Source organism: Hydrogenophaga soli (assembly GCF_054777695.1).
Window position 1 is genome coordinate 355,684 of the sequence record NZ_BAAHAK010000004.1, and the last position, 16,591, is coordinate 372,274.

The window sequence follows — 16,591 nt, forward strand, 5'->3', positions numbered from 1 at the left end:
CCATGACGCAGCCCGCACCCGTGTCTGTGTCCGGTGAGCCTGCCGTGTGGCCCCTGGTGGCGTCCCGTCGCAGGTGGCTGGGCGTGGTGGCCGGGGCGCTGGCCGGTGGTGCGTTGACGGGCTGCGGCTTTCGCCTGCGGCAGGCCCCGCAGTTTGCGTTCAAGACCCTGGTGGCTTCGTTGTCCGACGGCTCCCCGCTGCAGCGTGCGTTGCACACGGCTCTGCTGAACGCGGGCGTGGAGGTGCTGCCCGCCACGGCCCTGGCACCGCAGACCGCGGCCGATGGCACGGTGCGCCCGTCCACCGTGGACGCGGTGCTCACGGTGCTGACCGACCAGCGCGAGCGCTCGGTGGTGGGCTCCACCGCAGCCGGGCAGGTGCGCGAGTTCCAGCTGCGCACCCGTTTCAAGTTCCGCCTGAGCACGCCACGGGGCAAGGAGCTGATTCCCGATGCCGAAATCCTGCTGCAGCGCGAGTTGAGCTACAGCGAAACCATCGCCCTGTCCAAGGCCGACGAAGAGGCCGAGCTGTACCGCGACATGCAGGCCGACATCGTGCAGCAGACGCTGCGCCGTCTGGCAGCGGTGCGCTCGCTCTGACCGGCCACGGCACCGCATGCAACTGGCCGCTGCCCAGCTTTCGGCGCACCTGAGCAAGGGGCTGCGTTCGCTCTACACCCTGCACGGCGACGAGCCCCTGCTGGCGCAGGAGGCCGCCGACGCCATCCGCCAGGCCGCCCGGCAGGCGGGTTACACCGAGCGCAGCGTGTTCACCGTGCAAGGCGCACATTTCGACTGGAGCGCCGTGCTGGCCGCGGGCAGCGAAATGAGCCTGTTCGGCGACCGCCAGGTGGTGGAGCTGCGCATCCCCTCCGGCAAGCCGGGCAAGGACGGCAGCACCGCCCTGCAGCAACTGGCCGAGGCTGCCGCCCACAACGACGCCGTGTTGACCCTGGTGCTGCTGCCCCGGCTGGACTTTGCCGCGCAAAAGTCCGCCTGGTTTGCCGCGCTCGACGCCCATGGCGTTTTGCTCAAGCTCGACCCCGTGGACCGCAAGGCCCTGCCGCAGTGGATTGCCCAGCGTCTGGCGCAGCAGAACCAGCGCGTCAAGTCGGGCGACGAAGGGCTGCGCACCCTGCAATTTTTTGCCGACCGGGTGGAAGGCAACCTGCTGGCTGCCCACCAGGAGGTGCAAAAACTCGCGCTGCTGTACCCCGAGGGTGAGCTGTCGTGGGCGCAGGTGGAGGCGGCGGTGCTCAACGTGGCCCGGTACGACGCCTTCAAGCTGGCCGAGGCCGTGCTGTCGGGTCAACTGGCCCGGGTGCAGCGCATGCTCGACGGCGTGCAGGCCGAGGGCGAGGCCCCGGTGCTGGTGCACTGGGCGCTGGCCGAAGACATCCGCCTGCTGGCCCGCGTGCGCCAGGCGCTGGACGCGGGCCGCCCCCTGCCCATGGTGTTGCGCGAACAGCGGGTGTGGGGCCCCAAGGAAAAACTGGTGGAGCGTGTGGCCCCCCACCTGGACAGCGCCCAGACCCGGCGCTGGGTGCAGGACGCCCATGGGGTTGATGGCATCGTCAAGGGCCTGAGCGTTCCCGGCTGGCCCACCGACCCCTGGCAAGCCCTGCACCGTTTGGCGGTGGACGTGGCCCGCGCCTGCGCCGTGCGCGGCTGAGGCTCAGAGGTTGGTGACGCTGTCGGCATCCACCCGCGCCGCGCCTGAACGGGCCAGTTCGGCCAGCAACTGATCCACCCACGCCGCCAACAACGCCGGTGCCCCCTCCACCTGCGGGTGGATGCCCGCCAGCAGCGGGGTCTGGGCGGCCCAGCGGTGCAGCTCGGCCAGCGGCACCTGGCCCCATTCCAGCAGCTTGTACTTCAGCAGCACCTTGGCGGCATGGCGCAGGTGGCGCTGGGGTTGGCGCACAAAACCGTCCAACCGCTCGCGGGCCGTGGCCAGGGCGGCGCCCACATCGGCAAACACCGGACCGTGGCCCGGAACCACCACGGCGGGGGCCAGGTGTTCGATCAGGTCCAGCGTGGCGGCCACGTCGGCAAAGGCGTGCTCGCCATCCAGCTCGGGGAACACCACGCCAAAGCCGTTGGCCCACAAGGCATCGCCGCTGATGAGGGTGCGCGACTCGGGCTCGAACAACAGCACCGCATGCGGGTCGTGCCCCGGTGCGGCGTGCACCTGCCAGGGCCGCCCGCCCAGGCGCTCGGTCTGGCCGGGTTGCAGCAGGCGGTTGAACCCGTAGCGCACCATGGCCTGTCCGGTGGCGTGGTAGCCCAGCACGGTGTCGTCCCAACGGGCCACGGCATCGGCCAAGCCGGGGGGAATGGCGGTGTCCAGCGCCGGGTAGCGGGCCTGGAGCGCGGCGTTGCCGCCGCAGTGGTCGCTGTGCAGGTGGGTGTTGAGCACGCGGTCCAGCGGGCGTGGCCCCAACGCGTGGGCCACCAGGGCCAGGGTCTGGGCGGCGTGGGTGCAGTAGCCGGTGTCCACCAGCGCGGCCTGCTCATCGTCCACCAACAGCACGTTGTTGGCCGACAGCCAGCCCCGCTCGAACACGGTCAATCCAGGGGGCAGCAGGGCGGCTTGAGGCATGGGGGTGGGTAGGGGATTTGATGAAAAAAGTGCCTCTGGCGCTTTATTCATAAGCGCAAGCAGCTATTGATTTTGATGATTTTTCGGGCTGGGTCGGTGTGCGGTTCAAGGGGGCCACGGTATTCTTGTCGCAACCCCGGCCCGTTGCCGAACATCCCGCACAAGACCATGCCTTTACCTCAGTTTGACCGTGCGTCCTTCCTTGTCCAGCATGTGGACGACACCCTGCGCTTCTACGAGCGCCACGCCTTCGACCCCGCCGGGGGCTTCTTCCATTGCCTCAAGGACGACGGCACCCCTTACGACCGCAGCCTGCGCCACCTGGTCAGCGCCACGCGGTTGGTGTTCAACGGGGCCATGGCCCAGGTGCACACCGGGCGCGACAGTTACCGCGACTGGACGGTGCGCGCCCTGGCCGAGCTGGCCCGTTTTCGCATCCCCCAAGGCCCCAACCAGGGCCTGTACGGCTGGACCCTGAAAGACGGTGCGCTGGACGACGCCACCGCCATGGCCTATGGCCAGGCCTTTGTGCTGCTGGCCCAGGCCCATGCCCACCGGGTGGGGCTGGCCAGCGCCGCCGACGTGGCCGACGCCTTCGACCGCATGGCGCAGGCTTTCTACCACCCGGCCGACCGCGCCTACGCCGACGAGCGCACGCCCGACGGCACGCTGATCGACTACCGCGGCCAGAACGCCAACATGCACATGTGCGAAGCCTGCCTGGCCGCCCATGCCTTCACCGGCGAGGCACGTTACCTGGAGCGAGCCGTCACGCTGATCGAACGCTTTGCCTTCGAGCTGGCCGACCGCACCGGCGGCCTGGTGTGGGAGCACTACGACACGCAGTGGACCCCCGACTGGGACTACAACCGCGACAACCCCGGCAACATCTTCAAACCCTGGGGCTTCCAGACCGGCCACCAGACCGAATGGGCCAAGCTGCTGCTCATCGCCCACGGCTTCCAGCCCAACCCGCGCTGGGTGGAGCGGGCCGCCGCGCTGCACCTGGCCGCCTACCGCCACGGCTGGGACGCCCAGCATGGCGGGCTGATCTACGGCTTTGCGCCCGACCACACACCCTGCGACACCGACAAGTACTTCTGGGTGCAGGCCGAGTCGTTCGCCAGCGCCTGGCGGCTGTGGCGGGCCACCGGCAACCCGGTGTTTCTGCAGCAGTACCGCGACACCTGGGCCTGGAGCTGGCAACACCTGGTGGACCACCAGCACGGGGCGTGGTTCCGCATCCTCAGCGCCGATGGCCGCAAGCTGGAAGACACCAAATCGCCCCCCGGCAAGGTGGATTACCACACCATGGGTGCCTGCTGGGATGTGCTGGATGTGGGCGGGCTGGCGGAAGGTTGAACCCGCGATGCGCGGCGCTGGGTGGGTGCAAACTTCAGCGTCAGGCACCTCCGCAGCCTGCTACCAAGGCTGTTAGGCCGGAAACGGTGTTGGTTCGTGGCTAGCAGCCACCGTAATTCTTCTTGCCACTTTTGGTGATGGTGTATGTCCCACCACGCGGACCCACGTGGCAACCCGAAGGCAAGGTAGGTGGAGGGGGCTTCACCTCTGAAGGCCCCTGAGGCTCTCGAGGGGGCGCGGTGTGGGTGACTTGCGTGGTTTTCGACGGGGTGGTGTGTCCGTGGCAGTGGTATTCACCCGTTTTTCTGTTGTTGTGGCATCCCTCCGAGTTGACGCCACCAGGATGTGCCATGGCCGCGGAGCAGGTCAACGCCAGGACAAGGCGTGTTGCGGGTTTGATGCATGGCATGTTCTCTTTGTCTCCCTGGCGTGCCCAGCCAGGGCAACCCCTGTTTGGGGCAGTCATGGCGCTTGTGGAGGGCGATCTGCGGACCATACCAAGAAAAGCAGCCCGCCCGCCTCTCCCCGCAAGCCCGACCTACCCCGCTGCAAGCCCTCTGCGCCTGAGAGACAATCCCCGGCATGAACGCCGTGACCGACCTCTCCACTGCCCAGCTCTCTGTCGCCGACCTGATGCACCGCATGGGTTCTCAGGCAAAAGTGGCTTCTCCGCTGGTTGCAAAAGCGCAAGCAGCTATCAAAAACAAAGCATTGCTGGCGCTGGCCCGGTTGCTGCGCGAGCAGACCGAGGCCTTGCAGGTCGACAACGCCCAGGACCTGACGCGTGCCCGGGCCAACGGCCTGAGCGAACCCATGGTGGACCGCCTCAAGCTCACCCCCAAGGTGCTGGAAACCTGCGCCCAGGGCTGTGAGCAGTTGGCGGCCATGCCCGACATCATTGGCGAGATCGTGGGCATGAAGCAGGTGCCCAGCGGCATCCGCGTGGGGCAGATGCGCGTGCCCATCGGCGTGTTCGGCATGATTTTCGAAAGCCGCCCCAACGTCACCATTGAGGCGGCCAGCCTGGCCATCAAGAGTGGCAACGCCTGCATCCTGCGCGGCGGCTCCGAGGCCATTGCCTCCAACCAGGCCCTGGCCGCGCTGGTGCGCCGCGCCTTGGCCGAGGCGGGCCTGCCCGAAGACGCGGTGCAGCTGGTGCCCACCACCGACCGTGCTGCCGTGGGCCACCTGATTGCCATGCCGCAGTTTGTGGATGTGATCATCCCCCGCGGCGGCAAGGGCCTGATCGAGCGCATCAGCGCCGAGGCCAAGGTGCCCGTCATCAAGCACCTGGACGGCAACTGCCACACCTATGTGGACGACCCCTGCGACCTGGCGCTGGCCGTCAAGGTGACCGACAACGCCAAGACGCAGAAATACAGCCCCTGCAACGCCACCGAAAGCCTATTGGTGGCCCGTGGCGTGGCGGCGGACTTCTTGCCGCGCATCGGTGCGGTGTTTGCCGCCAAGGGCGTGGAGATGCGGGGGTGCCCCGAGTCGCTGCGCCTGCTGGCCACCGTGGCCCCGGCGGCGCTGCTGAAAGAGGCCACCGAGGCCGACTGGGGCGAGGAGTACCTGGCCCCCGTCATCAGCGTGAAGGTGGTGGAGGGGGTGGACGAGGCCATTGCCCACATCAACCGCCACAGCAGCCACCACACCGACGCCATCCTGACCAACGACCACCGCCACGCCCAGCGCTTTTTGCGCGAGGTGGATTCGGCCAGCGTCATGGTCAACGCCAGCACGCGGTTTGCCGATGGTTTCGAGTACGGGCTGGGTGCGGAAATCGGCATTTCCACCGACAAGTTCCACGCCCGTGGGCCGGTGGGTGTGGAGGGGCTGACCTCGCTCAAGTACATCGTGCTGGGCGAGGGCGAGGTGCGCGGCTGAGGGCCTTGAAAGGGGTGGGTGGCGCCCCCATTACACTGGGGTATTCCCTCATCTGACGCCACCCCATGGTCCCCCACCTTGTCACCGCGCTGACCGGCCCCATCAACGAGCTGGAGCAGCGCATCCTGGAGTCGATGCCGGTCATCGAACGCTGGTTCCGGCTCGAATGGATGGAGCACACGCCCCCCTTTTACAGCGCGGTGGACGTGCGCAACGCCGGGTTCAAGCTGGCCCCGGTGGACACCAACCTGTTCCCGAGCGGGTGGAACCACCTCAGCCCCGAAATGCTGCCGTTGGCCGTGCAGGCCACCATGGCCGCCATCGAAAAGATCTGCCCCGAGGCCAAGAACCTGCTGCTGGTGCCCGATGGGCGCACCAACGACAGCTTCTACCTGGCCAACCTGCAACGGCTGAGCCACATCTTCACGCTGGCCGGGCTGAATGTGCGGCTGGGGTCGCTCAGCCCCGACCTGAAAGCCCCTCAGACGCTGGTGCTGCCCTCGGGCGAGTCGCTCACGCTGGAGCCCTTGCAGCGCAGCAAGCGGCGGCTGGGGCTGAAGCATTTCGACCCCTGCACCATCCTGCTCAACACCGACCTGGGTGCCGGTGTGCCCGGCATCCTGGAAGAGCTGCACGAGCAGTACCTGCTGCCGCCCTTGCACGCGGGCTGGCCCACGCGGCGCATGAGCAAACACTTCGGCCTGTACGAAGAGGTGGCCAAACGCTTTGGCAAGCTGCTGGGCATGGACCATTGGCTCATCCACCCGGCCTTCGGGGCCACGGGGCGCATTGACCTGGGCTCGCCCCAGGGCCTGGACGCCGCGCAAACCCAGGTGGATGCGGTGCTGTCCAAGACCCGGCGCAAGTACAAGGAATACGGCATCAACGAAAAAGCGTTTGCCGTGCTCAAGGCGGACGATGGGCGCATGGACTTCTGCCCCCTCGTGCTGCGCGATGCCAAGGACCTGCCCGCGGCCCTCAAGGCCTTGAACCCAGCCCGGGCCACCCGGCTGGTGGGCGAGTGGGTGGCGCAGGAAGGGGTGCTGACCCACGAGCGCGTGCTCGACGCGGTGGCCGAGCCCGTGGTCTACATGATGGACCGCTACGTGGTGGGCGGTTTCTACCGCGTGCATGCCGAGCGCGGGGACGACGAACACCTCAACGGCCCCGGTGCACGGTTTGTGCCGCTGGCGTTCGACCAGTCGGCCCAGCTGCCGCAACCGGGCGTCAAGCCCGGGGCCAGTGCGCCCAATCGGTTTTACATGTACGGCGTGATCGGGCGCCTGGCCATGCTGGCCGCCAGCTACGAGCTGGAAGCCACCGACCCCGACGCCGAGCAGTACGACTGACGCCGGGTGGCGTTGTCAAACCGCCACACTGATGAAATCCTGATGCCCCTTGGGATAGGGCCTTGCAGGGCTGAAAGCGCACAATGCGCGGCTTCGCGACTCTGAAATCCCGCTGCCACCGGGCGGTGGGTGTCCCGTTTGTCCGCTTCCAAATCATCCCTGGCCGCGCTCACCTTGGGCGCCATTGGCGTGGTGTATGGCGACATTGGCACCAGCGTGCTGTACGCCATCAAAGAGATTTTCGGCTCTGGCCATGTGCCGTTCACGCCCGACAACGTGTATGGCGTGTTGTCCATTGTGTTCTGGACGCTGACCACCATCGTCTCGCTCAAATACGTCACCCTGGTGCTGCGGGCCGACAACCATGGCGAGGGCGGCTTGGTGGCCATGCTGGCGCTGGCCTCGCAGTCGGTGAAGGACCGCCCCGCACTGCGGCGCAAGATGCTGTTTGTGGGCATTTTTGGCACCTGCCTGTTTTATGGCGATGGGGTCATCACCCCGGCCATTTCGGTGCTGTCGGCGGTGGAGGGGTTGGAGGTGATTTCGCCCACCTTCAAGAAGGGCGTGATTCCGCTGACGCTGGTCATTCTGTTTGCGCTGTTCGCGGTGCAAAAGCGCGGCACGGCGGGCATTGGCAAGTTCTTCGGCCCCATCACCCTGGTGTGGTTTGCCGCCATTTCAGCCTTGGGCATCTGGCACATTGCCGAGAACCCGGCCATCTTGTGGGCCATCAGCCCGCATTACGCCCTCAAGTTCATTTGGAACCAGCCGGGCACCACCTTCATCATCCTGGGCGCGGTGGTGTTGTGCGTGACCGGGGGCGAGGCCTTGTACGCTGACATGGGGCACTTTGGCAAAAAGCCCATCCGCTTGGCGTGGTTCAGCATCGTCATGCCCGCCCTCACGCTCAACTACTTCGGCCAGGGGGCGATGCTGCTGCAAACCCCGGAGGCGGTGAAAAACCCCTTCTTCATGATGGCCCCCAGCTGGCTGCTGCTGCCCCTGGTGGGCTTGGCCACCATGGCCACGGTGATCGCGTCGCAGGCCCTCATTTCGGGGGCGTTCAGCGTCACCAAGCAGGTGGTGCAGCTGGGCTACCTGCCCCGCTTGCAACTGCTGCACACCAGCGTGAAGGACACGGGGCAGATCTACATCCCCTTCGTCAACTGGGGGTTGTTCGTGGCCATCGTGCTGGCGGTGGGCATGTTCAAGTCCAGCAGCAACCTGGCGGCGGCCTACGGCATTGCGGTGTGCACCGACATGCTCATCACCACGGTGCTCACGTTTTTTGTCATCCGCTACGGGTGGAAATACCCGCTGTGGCTGTGCCTGCTGGCCACGGGCTTTTTCTTTGTGGTGGACTTCGCGTTCTGGGCGTCCAACCTCATGAAGCTGTTGGACGGTGGCTGGTTCCCGCTGCTGATTGGCGGGGCGGTGTTCGCGTTGATGCTCACCTGGAAGGAAGGGCGGGCGCTGCTGTCCGACAAGCTGCGCCAGGATTCGCTGGACCTGTTCAGCTTTTTGGAGGCGATTTTTGTGGCCCCACCGGCCCGGGTGGATGGCACCGCCGTGTTCCTGACCGCTGAAACCGGCACCGTGCCCAACGCCTTGCTGCACAACCTCAAGCACAACAAGGTGTTGCACCAGCAAAACCTGTTTGTGTCGGTCCAGCACCACGAGCTGCCCTGGGTGCCCATGCACGAGCGCCTGGTGGTGGAAGACCTGGGGCACGATTGCTGGCAGGTGGTCATCCACTACGGCTTCAAGAACGACCCCAACGTGCCCAAGGCCCTGGCCTTGATGAAGGAGCACGGCGTGGAGCTGGACGACATGACCACCAGCTACTTCCTGTCGCGCGACACCGTCATCCCCACGCTGGGCGGTGGCATGGCACTGTGGCGCGAAAAGATCTTTGCCCAGATGCACCGCAACGCCAGCGGTGCGGCTGACTTCCTCAACCTGCCCAGCAACGCGGTGGTGGAGCTGGGCTCCAAGGTCGAAATCTGAGGGGTGAGCGTCCAGGCACTGTGTGCTGGCGAACAGTGCAGTCCGTTCCGGTGACGCCCAATGGGTGCTCCATCACCGGAGCCTCACATGCCCAACTGTTTGTCCCGCCACTTCATTCCGTTGCCCGTGCTGCACCCGTTGCGCAAGCGACTTTGGCGATGGTCGGTGGCCTGTGGGGCTGTGTGTGTGTTGGTCGCCTGTGGTGGTGGGCTGGTGGACAGCCCCAGTGCAGCCCCATTGCAGCCCACGGCCTCTGTCGACGAGGTGTTGTCACCTTTGCAGGTCCCGCTGTCTGTGCTGGCCGGAGCCACCCCGGACCCCGACCTGTTGCTCCTCCTCCTCCCCGACGACCCATCCCCGACCGACGATCGGGTGACCGCCTGGATCGATGCCGCCCACGAGGTGGGGGCACGCATGGCCGTGGTGACGGATGCGCAGTTTTTGGCCATGGGCCCCGTCGAGGCCCGGCGCTATGGCGGCTTGGTGTTGCCCGACCAACTGCATGCCGTGGCCACCGACACCATCGTTTCAGCCGTGCGGGACTACACCCAGCAGGGCGGGCGCACCTTCCTGACGTTTGACTTTGGGGCGCTCACCCTCAACGGGGCGCAGCAGCCGGTGTACCCCATTCCCCGCTCCCGCCTGAGCGACTTGGCGGGGGTGGACTACGTTCTGTACGACGAGCTGCGTGACCGCACCGTGGGTTTGGGACCCGTGACCGCCATGCGCAGCATGCTGCGCGAACTGCTGGTGCCCCCTGGCAAAAGCATGCCCTATCCGGCGCCCGTGGCACGGCAAGTGGGCCTGGCGGTCTCCAATCCTGCCCCCAGCCCAGCCGTCACCGCCCGTGTTCCTGTCCATCCGCCCACGCTGCTGGACCGGGTGGGTCAGGGCGGCAACCAAGCGCTGTACTTGCCGGTGGCCGTGGGTGATCCCGGCGGGGTGAGGGGCTTTGACCCCCAGCAGTTTCAGAACGTCCCACTGCCCTCGCTGCAAGAGCGTCAGCAGCGCGGCGTGAGCCGCGTCGTTCCGCGTCAGGTGCCCGTGCAGCTGGGCAAGGCCTTCAAGGCCCCCAAAGTGGCGCAGGTCAGCGGGACTCGCCCCGTGCGAGCGCCCGCCGCAGACGTGTTCACGCCGGAGGGCGGGGCGGTGGCCTCGCCCGTTGAGAAGGCGCAGGCCGTGGCTCCTGATGCCCTGGAGGCATACCACGGCTACCTGTTGGGCCACCTGATCTACCCCAGCTACGTGACCACCGGCGTGTTCAGCGGAACGCCGTTGGCCACCTCGCCCGACTTTGGCTTGGTGGCCGGGGTGCATGCGGTGGGCACCGGGCAGGTCTTGTTCGTCAACCTGCCGCTGGGCTACCTGAAGGGGCGCACCGATGCCCTGCCCATGCATGGGTTCTTGAGCTACTTCGTGCAGCACATGCTGCAAAGCCCCCGGTTGTCCGCCATGCCCAACGGGGTGGCCGGCTTGACCTTCGATTGGCACCTGGACTCCATGTCGGCACAAGCCCCCTCTCTGGCGCTGGAAACCGCCGGGGTGTTCAACCAGGGGCCGTTCTCCATGGAAATGACCGCGGGCCCCGATGCGGTGGTACCGGGGGATGGCCTGGGGTGGAACCTGAACTTCAACCCCGTGGCCCAGCAGCTGTTGCAGCGCATGGATGCCTTGGGCCACGCCGTGGGCTCACACGGGGGCTGGGTGCACGACCACTTTGGAAACTTCGCGACAGAAGACAACGCGGCGGAGTTCTCCCCCCTGCTGCAATGGAACCAGGCGGCGGTGGACGGTGCGGTGGGCAAACCTGCGCGGAGCTACTCGGCCCCACAGGGCAACAACCCCCTGTGGGCCATGGACTGGTTGGAGCAGCAAGGCATTGAAGGGGCCTACTTTGGCGGGCACACCGGGTTGGGGGCCACCCGCCAATACCGCGACGGCGTGCTGAAGAACCCGGCCCTGTCGGTGTTCCCCGTCACACCCCAGGGGATGTACGCCACGTTCGAGGAGTTTCAGATCTACCAAGTGCCCAAAACCGACGTCATCGATTGGTACCACGCCCTGATTGACTTCAGCATTGCGCACAACAGCAGCCGCCTGGTGTATGCCCATCCCCCGGGGGCCAACCAGTGGTCCGATGTGCTGAACAACCTCTTGGCCTATGCCGCGGGCAAGGGGGCCGCGTTCCGTTGGTACACCATGCCCCGTTTGGCGAAGTTCATGGCGCAACGTCGGCAGGTGGTGTGGACGGAAAGCATTCTGGCCACAGGGGCCACGCGTTTCGACGTGAGCCACCCCACCAGCTTGGCTGACATGGTGTGGATGCTCCCCAAGGCGCGTTACGCCAAGCCTGTGGTGGTCACCGCCGGAGGGGGCTCGGTGGTCAACGGCGGCACGGTCTGGCTGGTCAAGGCGGCGGGGGTGACACAGCTTCGGTTCCGGGCCTTGCCCAATCCCACGTATGTGCCCGCTTGAGGGGCTGAATGGGCTTGCTGGCAGACCGTGATGGGGTGGCCCCTGCCACGCGCCATCCGCACCGCTGCTAAGCTGACCGCCTTGCCCGACCTCAGCCGCGTCACCCGCGGCCCTTGCCATGAACCTGCTTGTCGTTGCCGACCCCGTCGAGTCGTTCAAGATCCACAAGGACACCACCTACGTCATGATGCGCGAGGCCCAGCGCCGCGGCCATGCCGTGGCCGTGTGCCTGCCCGCCGACCTGTCGTGGCGCAGTGGCCAGCCCGTGGTGGCGCGGGTGCGCCACTTGCGCTTGCTGGACATCACGCCCGGCTACGGGGCCACCCAGGCCACGCAGCCGTGGTTCGGGGAAACCCAGCCCGCCGACGTGCGCCCGCTGCATGCGTTCGATGCGGTGCTGATGCGCAAAGACCCGCCGTTTGACGCCGAGTTCATCTACGCCACCCACCTGCTGGAGCAGGCCGAGCGCGAGGGTTCAAGGGTGTTCAACAAACCTTCGGCCTTGCGCGACCACCCCGAAAAGCTGGCGCTGATGCAGTTTGCCGAGTTCGCCCCGCCCACGCTGGTGACGCGCAGCGCCGACGACGTGCGGGCCTTCCACGCCGAGCATGGCGACATCATCTTGAAGCCCCTGGACGGCATGGGCGGCATGGGCATCTTCCGCGTGCGTGCCGATGGCCTGAACCTGGGCGCCATCACCGAAACACTCAACCGCGACGGCGAGCAGACGCTGATGGTGCAGCGCTACCTGCCCGCCATTGCCGAGGGCGACAAACGCGTGCTGGTGATTGGCGGCAAACCCGTGCCCTACGCGCTGGCCCGCATCCCGCAGGGCACCGAGGTGCGTGGCAACCTGGCCGCGGGGGGCAAGGGCGTGGCCATGCCGCTGACCGACGACGAGCGCCGCATTGCCGAGGCCCTGGGCCCCACCCTGGCCGAGCGCGGCCTGCTGCTGGTGGGCTTGGACGTGATCGGGGGCTGCCTGACCGAGGTGAACGTGACCAGCCCCACCTGCTTCCAGGAAATCATGCAGCAGACCGGTTTTGACGTGGCCGCCCGCTTCGTGGATGCCTTGGAGGCGGAGGTGCAAAAACAATAGCTGCTTGCGCTTTCATAAAAAGCGCTAGAGGCTGTTTTGATTTGATGTTTTGGGGTGTTGTGACGGCGCCAAACCTGGCCTGCGCAGCGCTCCGATGGACCCCCTCCATGTGGCCGGAACGCGGACGCTGGCGCACACTGTCCGGGTGGGCCAGCCGGTCCGCAAGCTTCCTTCTTCAACCCACAGGACACTCAACATGAAAACCTGGATGCCCGCCACCTTGGCCGCGCTGGCTGTCGTGGCCAGCCTGAACGCCCTGGCGGCCGACGAATACAACCGCCCCCCGTCCAACGACGTGCAATACCGCCAGTGCCTGTCGTGGGCCTCCAAGCGGTACGACGGCGGCGAAGAGCCCAGCCCCATCAAAGGGCAGAACAAGCTGCAAGCCTGGTGCACCTGCATGTGGAACGAAACCCCCGACGACTTTGGCGGCAACCTGGTGAAGTTCTCCGAAAGCGCCAAGGGCAAACAAACCAACAAGCTCTGCGAAAAGTACGCCGACTGGAGCGATTGAGTCGCTCAGACCGCCCCGGCGGGGGTGGCCCAGTCGATTTGGTCGAACAGCCGTTGCAGCCGCCGCTTGCGTGAGTCACTGGTGCCTGCCACCCACGTCATTTGGCCCTGAAGCTGGGCTTTGAACGTTGATTGCGGGAGGGTGGTCTGGGTGTGCGGGCCATGCAAAACACACTGATGCAGACACGCCCTGAGCGCATCGAACGTGGCCCGTTCGGGCTGCGGGTGGAGGTTGACCACCAGGCCCGTGACGCGCTGCTGCCGGTGCGCGGGCACACATTGGGTTTTGGTCGGGTTCAAGGCCCAACCTTCATCCTCCACCACGGTGTTCACCAGCCGCTTCAAGGCACCGGCTTGCGCCAGCAAGGCGCGTGGGCCGGAAAACACCAGGTCGTCGGCATAACGGCTGTAGTGGGCCCCCAGGAGGGTGGCCACGCCTTGCAGGCGGGCGTCCAGTGCGTGGGCGCACAGGTTGGCCAGCACGGGTGAGGTGGGCGCGCCCTGGGGCAAGTGGGGGGCGGCCAGCCGCTTGGCCTGGTACCACGTCAGCCCACCGTCGTCGCGAAGCCGTGCCAGCACATCCGCTCGGGTGGTGCAGGTGCACAGCGCGGTGAGGCACCGAACCACGCCATCGGGGTAACCCAGCGACCGCCAGACGGCGGCCACCTGCGCCGCCCGGATGTGGTGGAAGAAGTCCTTCAAATCGAACTTCAGCACCACGTCCTGCTGGGCATGCCCAGCGGCGTGGCTGTGCACACTGCGGCCCTTCACGTAGCCGTGTGCGGCGGGGTGGGTGGGCACACGGCTCAGCACCTGCTGCAAGTGCCGCAGCACCTGCATGAGCTGTGGCTTGGGCACCTCCAACAACCGCAGGCCACCGCGGGCCTTTTGCCGCAACACCGCACGGTGATGGTGCGGGCGGGTCTGCCAGGGCGCGGGCGACAGCCACATCAGCTGTGGCAGGGGCAGGCCGAGGTCGCGGGCCAGGTCTTCCTCGTGGTGCCAGGGCGGCAGGTTCAACGGGCCGTGGTGTGCGGTCAGGGCCCGCAGGGGCCAGGGTGTGCGCATGTGGGATGGGGCCACCTGCCACTGTCGAACTCGCCAGCGACCGGGGTCGATGAACGGCGGCAGGTCCCACTCGTCTTCGTCTTCCGATGGCGGCGGGTTGAGCGTGTCCACATGCTGGCGCCACCGTTGGGCCAGATGCTGGGCCAGCGCGTCCACATCCCATTGCATCAGCAGCGCCTGAGACACCCCGGGAATCAGCTGCTGCTGCAACCAGTGCGTTTGCACCGCGGTCAGCGGGCCCAGCACGGCCAGGGCCTGGTGCCAGAGGCGTTCATGCAAACCCAGGGAGGGGTCGGCGTCAGGGGTGTCGGCCTCCGCCAGCCAGGCGAAGGCCAGCGCCCGCATGGCGGTGTTCACAAGGCCCCCCTCGCGCAGCCAACCTGCGGGTCATGGGTGAGCCAACTGCTTGGAACAAGCACGCGGCTCACCCCCTGCAATGCCTGAACCAAACACAACACCGTGGGGGTGCCCCACGGCGCAACACCTGCGAAACCGCCCGAAGGAAGCACGCATGCCTTGCAACACTTGGCTGGGAAGGGGAGCGAGGGCATTGTAGAGAGGGCACCCACACGGCTCACAGCCGCTCGGTTTCCCCCGCCTTGGGTTGCCAGGTCATCAGCCGCCGCTCGATGCGGCCCACCAGGCCGTCCAGGGCCAGGGCAAAGCTGGTCAGCACCAGGATGCCGGCCATCACGGTGTTGATGTCGAACTGCCCTTCGGCCTGCAGGATGAGGTAGCCCACCCCCTGGCTGGAGCCCAGGTATTCACCCACCACCGCGCCCACAAAGGCCAGGCCCACGCTGGTGTGCAGCGAGCTGAACACCCAGCTGGTGGCGCTGGGCAGGTACACGTGGCGCAGCAGCTGGCGCTGGCTGGCCCCCAGCATGCGGGCGTTGGCCAGCACCACGGGGCTGACCTCCTTCACGCCCTGGTAGACGTTGAAGAACACGATGAAGAACACCAGCGTCACCCCCAGTGCCACCTTGGAGCCCATGCCCAGCCCGAACCACACCGCAAAGATGGGGGCCAGGATGATGCGGGGCATGGCATTCATGGCCTTGATGTAGGGCTCCAGAATGGCCGAGGCCATGGGCGACAGCGCCAGCCACAGCCCCGCCCACAGGCCGGTGACGGCCCCGATGGCAAAGGCCATCACCGTTTCCATCAGCGTCACGCCCAGGTGTTGGTAGATGTCGGCGTCGGTCACGAACCAGGCCCAGATGCGTTGCAGCACCTGGATGGGCTGGCCGAAGAAGAAGGCCGCCTGCTGCTCGTTGTCGAACATGAAGGGCGGGATCAGTCCCGGGCGGGTCATGACGTGCCAGAACACGAACAGCAGCACCAGCAGCGCCAGTTGCCACAGCCGCAGGGTGGCGGCACGCGGTTTGATCCATTTCCACATAGACAACTCAAGCCACTTTCTGCAATTGCTGCTGGTAGCCCTTGAGCACCTCTTCGCGCAGCACGCCCCAGATGGCGGCATGCAGCTCCAGGAAGCGGGGCGTCACCTTCACCTCGGCCACGTCGCGTGGGCGGGGGATGTCGATGGCAAATTCGCCCATGGGGCGGCTGGCCGGGCCTGCGCTCATCACCACCACGCGGTCGCTCATGGCAATGGCCTCGTCCAGGTCGTGGGTGATGAACAGCACGGCCTTTTTCTTGGCTTGCCACAGCGCCAGCACCTCGTTTTCCATGAGCTGGCGGGTCTGGATGTCCAGCGCCGAAAAGGGCTCGTCCATCAGGATGATGTCGGGGTCCAGCACCAGCGTTTGCGCCAGGCTGGCGCGTTTGCGCATGCCGCCGCTCATCTGGTGGGGGTAGCGGTCGCCAAAGGCCCCCAGGCCCACGCGGCGCAGCCAGTCCTGCGCCTGGGCGCGGGCCTCGGCGTCGGGCACGCCGCGGAACTGCAGGCCGGCCATCACGTTCTCCAGCGCGGTGCGCCAGGGCATCAGGCTTTCGGCCTGGAACATGTAGCCCGCCCGGGTGTTGATGCCCGCCAGCGGCTGCCCGAACACGCTGACCGTGCCCTGGCTGGGTTGCAGCAGGCCCGCCGCCACGTTGAGCAGGGTGCTTTTGCCGCAGCCGGTGGGCCCCACCACGCTGACGAACTCGCCCGCGCCCACGGTGAGCGTGACGTGTTGCACCGCGGTGTAGCGCTGGCCGGGGTTGTCCTTGCTGACGAAGGTGCAGGCCACACCCTGCATGTCGATGGCGGGGGCGCTCATGG

The 16,591-nt window shown here is 66.8% G+C and carries 14 protein-coding genes; 9 read left to right on the forward strand and 5 right to left on the reverse strand.

Features of this window, described 5'->3' with window-relative positions:
- Window positions 1-2 precede the first annotated feature (2 nt).
- The gene (locus ACYVB7_RS09810) at window positions 3-599 is read left to right on the forward strand and encodes an LPS-assembly lipoprotein LptE (protein ID WP_460506882.1); all 597 of its coding nucleotides are present in this window, start codon (window positions 3-5) and stop codon (window positions 597-599) included.
- Between the two features lie 16 nt (window positions 600-615).
- The gene (holA, locus tag ACYVB7_RS09815; protein WP_460506884.1) at window positions 616-1,671 is read left to right on the forward strand and encodes a DNA polymerase III subunit delta; all 1,056 of its coding nucleotides are present in this window, start codon (window positions 616-618) and stop codon (window positions 1,669-1,671) included.
- A gap of 3 nt (window positions 1,672-1,674) precedes the next feature.
- Here holA and ACYVB7_RS09820 read toward each other — a convergent pair whose 3' ends face one another.
- The gene (locus tag ACYVB7_RS09820; RefSeq protein ID WP_460506886.1) at window positions 1,675-2,601 is read right to left on the reverse strand and encodes an MBL fold metallo-hydrolase; all 927 of its coding nucleotides are present in this window, start codon (window positions 2,599-2,601) and stop codon (window positions 1,675-1,677) included.
- A 168-nt stretch (window positions 2,602-2,769) separates the two neighbouring features.
- Between ACYVB7_RS09820 and ACYVB7_RS09825 the strand changes: the two genes are divergently transcribed.
- A complete protein-coding gene (locus ACYVB7_RS09825; RefSeq protein WP_460506888.1) occupies window positions 2,770-3,963 on the forward strand; it encodes an AGE family epimerase/isomerase in 1,194 nt (397 codons plus the stop codon).
- A 100-nt stretch (window positions 3,964-4,063) separates the two neighbouring features.
- On the opposite strand, the gene ACYVB7_RS09830 is transcribed toward ACYVB7_RS09825, so the two are convergent.
- Window positions 4,064-4,459 carry a YHYH domain-containing protein gene (locus ACYVB7_RS09830; RefSeq protein ID WP_460506890.1) on the reverse strand — a complete coding sequence of 132 codons (396 nt, stop codon included), beginning with the start codon at window positions 4,457-4,459 and terminating at the stop codon, window positions 4,064-4,066.
- A gap of 86 nt (window positions 4,460-4,545) precedes the next feature.
- Here ACYVB7_RS09830 and ACYVB7_RS09835 point away from each other — a divergent pair, with 86 nt between their 5' ends.
- From ACYVB7_RS09835 to ACYVB7_RS09860, 6 genes are all read left to right on the forward strand, one after another.
- Window positions 4,546-5,853: a glutamate-5-semialdehyde dehydrogenase gene (locus ACYVB7_RS09835; RefSeq protein ID WP_460506892.1), complete on the forward strand. Its 1,308-nt coding sequence runs from the start codon at window positions 4,546-4,548 to the stop codon at window positions 5,851-5,853.
- A gap of 65 nt (window positions 5,854-5,918) precedes the next feature.
- Window positions 5,919-7,202 (forward strand): glutamate--cysteine ligase, encoded by a 1,284-nt coding sequence (gene gshA, locus ACYVB7_RS09840; RefSeq protein ID WP_460506894.1) that lies wholly within the window; start codon window positions 5,919-5,921, stop codon window positions 7,200-7,202.
- Window positions 7,203-7,340: 138 nt separating this feature from the next.
- On the forward strand, window positions 7,341-9,209 hold the full coding sequence (locus ACYVB7_RS09845; RefSeq protein ID WP_460506896.1) for a potassium transporter Kup: 1,869 nt from the start codon (window positions 7,341-7,343) through the stop codon (window positions 9,207-9,209).
- Window positions 9,210-9,296: 87 nt separating this feature from the next.
- The gene (locus ACYVB7_RS09850; RefSeq protein WP_460506898.1) at window positions 9,297-11,684 is read left to right on the forward strand and encodes a polysaccharide deacetylase family protein; all 2,388 of its coding nucleotides are present in this window, start codon (window positions 9,297-9,299) and stop codon (window positions 11,682-11,684) included.
- Window positions 11,685-11,802: 118 nt separating this feature from the next.
- Window positions 11,803-12,783: a glutathione synthase gene (gshB, locus tag ACYVB7_RS09855; RefSeq protein WP_460506900.1), complete on the forward strand. Its 981-nt coding sequence runs from the start codon at window positions 11,803-11,805 to the stop codon at window positions 12,781-12,783.
- A 196-nt stretch (window positions 12,784-12,979) separates the two neighbouring features.
- A complete protein-coding gene (locus tag ACYVB7_RS09860) occupies window positions 12,980-13,297 on the forward strand; it encodes a hypothetical protein (RefSeq protein ID WP_460506902.1) in 318 nt (105 codons plus the stop codon).
- Window positions 13,298-13,302: 5 nt separating this feature from the next.
- On the opposite strand, the gene ACYVB7_RS09865 is transcribed toward ACYVB7_RS09860, so the two are convergent.
- The 3 genes from ACYVB7_RS09865 to ACYVB7_RS09875 all read right to left on the reverse strand — a co-directional run bounded on the left by ACYVB7_RS09865 (window position 13,303) and on the right by ACYVB7_RS09875 (window position 16,589).
- Window positions 13,303-14,721, reverse strand: a complete 1,419-nt coding sequence (locus tag ACYVB7_RS09865) for a reverse transcriptase family protein (RefSeq protein ID WP_460506904.1) — start codon at window positions 14,719-14,721, stop codon at window positions 13,303-13,305.
- A 217-nt stretch (window positions 14,722-14,938) separates the two neighbouring features.
- On the reverse strand, window positions 14,939-15,766 hold the full coding sequence (locus tag ACYVB7_RS09870) for an ABC transporter permease (RefSeq protein ID WP_460506906.1): 828 nt from the start codon (window positions 15,764-15,766) through the stop codon (window positions 14,939-14,941).
- A gap of 7 nt (window positions 15,767-15,773) precedes the next feature.
- Window positions 15,774-16,589, reverse strand: a complete 816-nt coding sequence (locus ACYVB7_RS09875) for an ABC transporter ATP-binding protein (protein ID WP_460506908.1) — start codon at window positions 16,587-16,589, stop codon at window positions 15,774-15,776.
- Window positions 16,590-16,591 lie beyond the last annotated feature (2 nt).

Coding starts and splice junctions, on each gene's coding strand:
- gshA (WP_460506894.1), top strand. CDS start 5,919: ATGGTCCCCCACCTTGTCACCGCGCTGACCGGCCCCATCAACGAGCTG.
- holA (WP_460506884.1), top strand. CDS start 616: ATGCAACTGGCCGCTGCCCAGCTTTCGGCGCACCTGAGCAAGGGGCTG.
- ACYVB7_RS09870 (WP_460506906.1), bottom strand. CDS start 15,766: ATGTGGAAATGGATCAAACCGCGTGCCGCCACCCTGCGGCTGTGGCAA.
- ACYVB7_RS09850 (WP_460506898.1), top strand. CDS start 9,297: ATGCCCAACTGTTTGTCCCGCCACTTCATTCCGTTGCCCGTGCTGCAC.
- gshB (WP_460506900.1), top strand. CDS start 11,803: ATGAACCTGCTTGTCGTTGCCGACCCCGTCGAGTCGTTCAAGATCCAC.
- ACYVB7_RS09835 (WP_460506892.1), top strand. CDS start 4,546: ATGAACGCCGTGACCGACCTCTCCACTGCCCAGCTCTCTGTCGCCGAC.
- ACYVB7_RS09875 (WP_460506908.1), bottom strand. CDS start 16,589: ATGAGCGCCCCCGCCATCGACATGCAGGGTGTGGCCTGCACCTTCGTC.
- ACYVB7_RS09825 (WP_460506888.1), top strand. CDS start 2,770: ATGCCTTTACCTCAGTTTGACCGTGCGTCCTTCCTTGTCCAGCATGTG.
- ACYVB7_RS09860 (WP_460506902.1), top strand. CDS start 12,980: ATGAAAACCTGGATGCCCGCCACCTTGGCCGCGCTGGCTGTCGTGGCC.
- ACYVB7_RS09830 (WP_460506890.1), bottom strand. CDS start 4,459: ATGGTCCGCAGATCGCCCTCCACAAGCGCCATGACTGCCCCAAACAGG.
- ACYVB7_RS09820 (WP_460506886.1), bottom strand. CDS start 2,601: ATGCCTCAAGCCGCCCTGCTGCCCCCTGGATTGACCGTGTTCGAGCGG.
- ACYVB7_RS09810 (WP_460506882.1), top strand. CDS start 3: ATGACGCAGCCCGCACCCGTGTCTGTGTCCGGTGAGCCTGCCGTGTGG.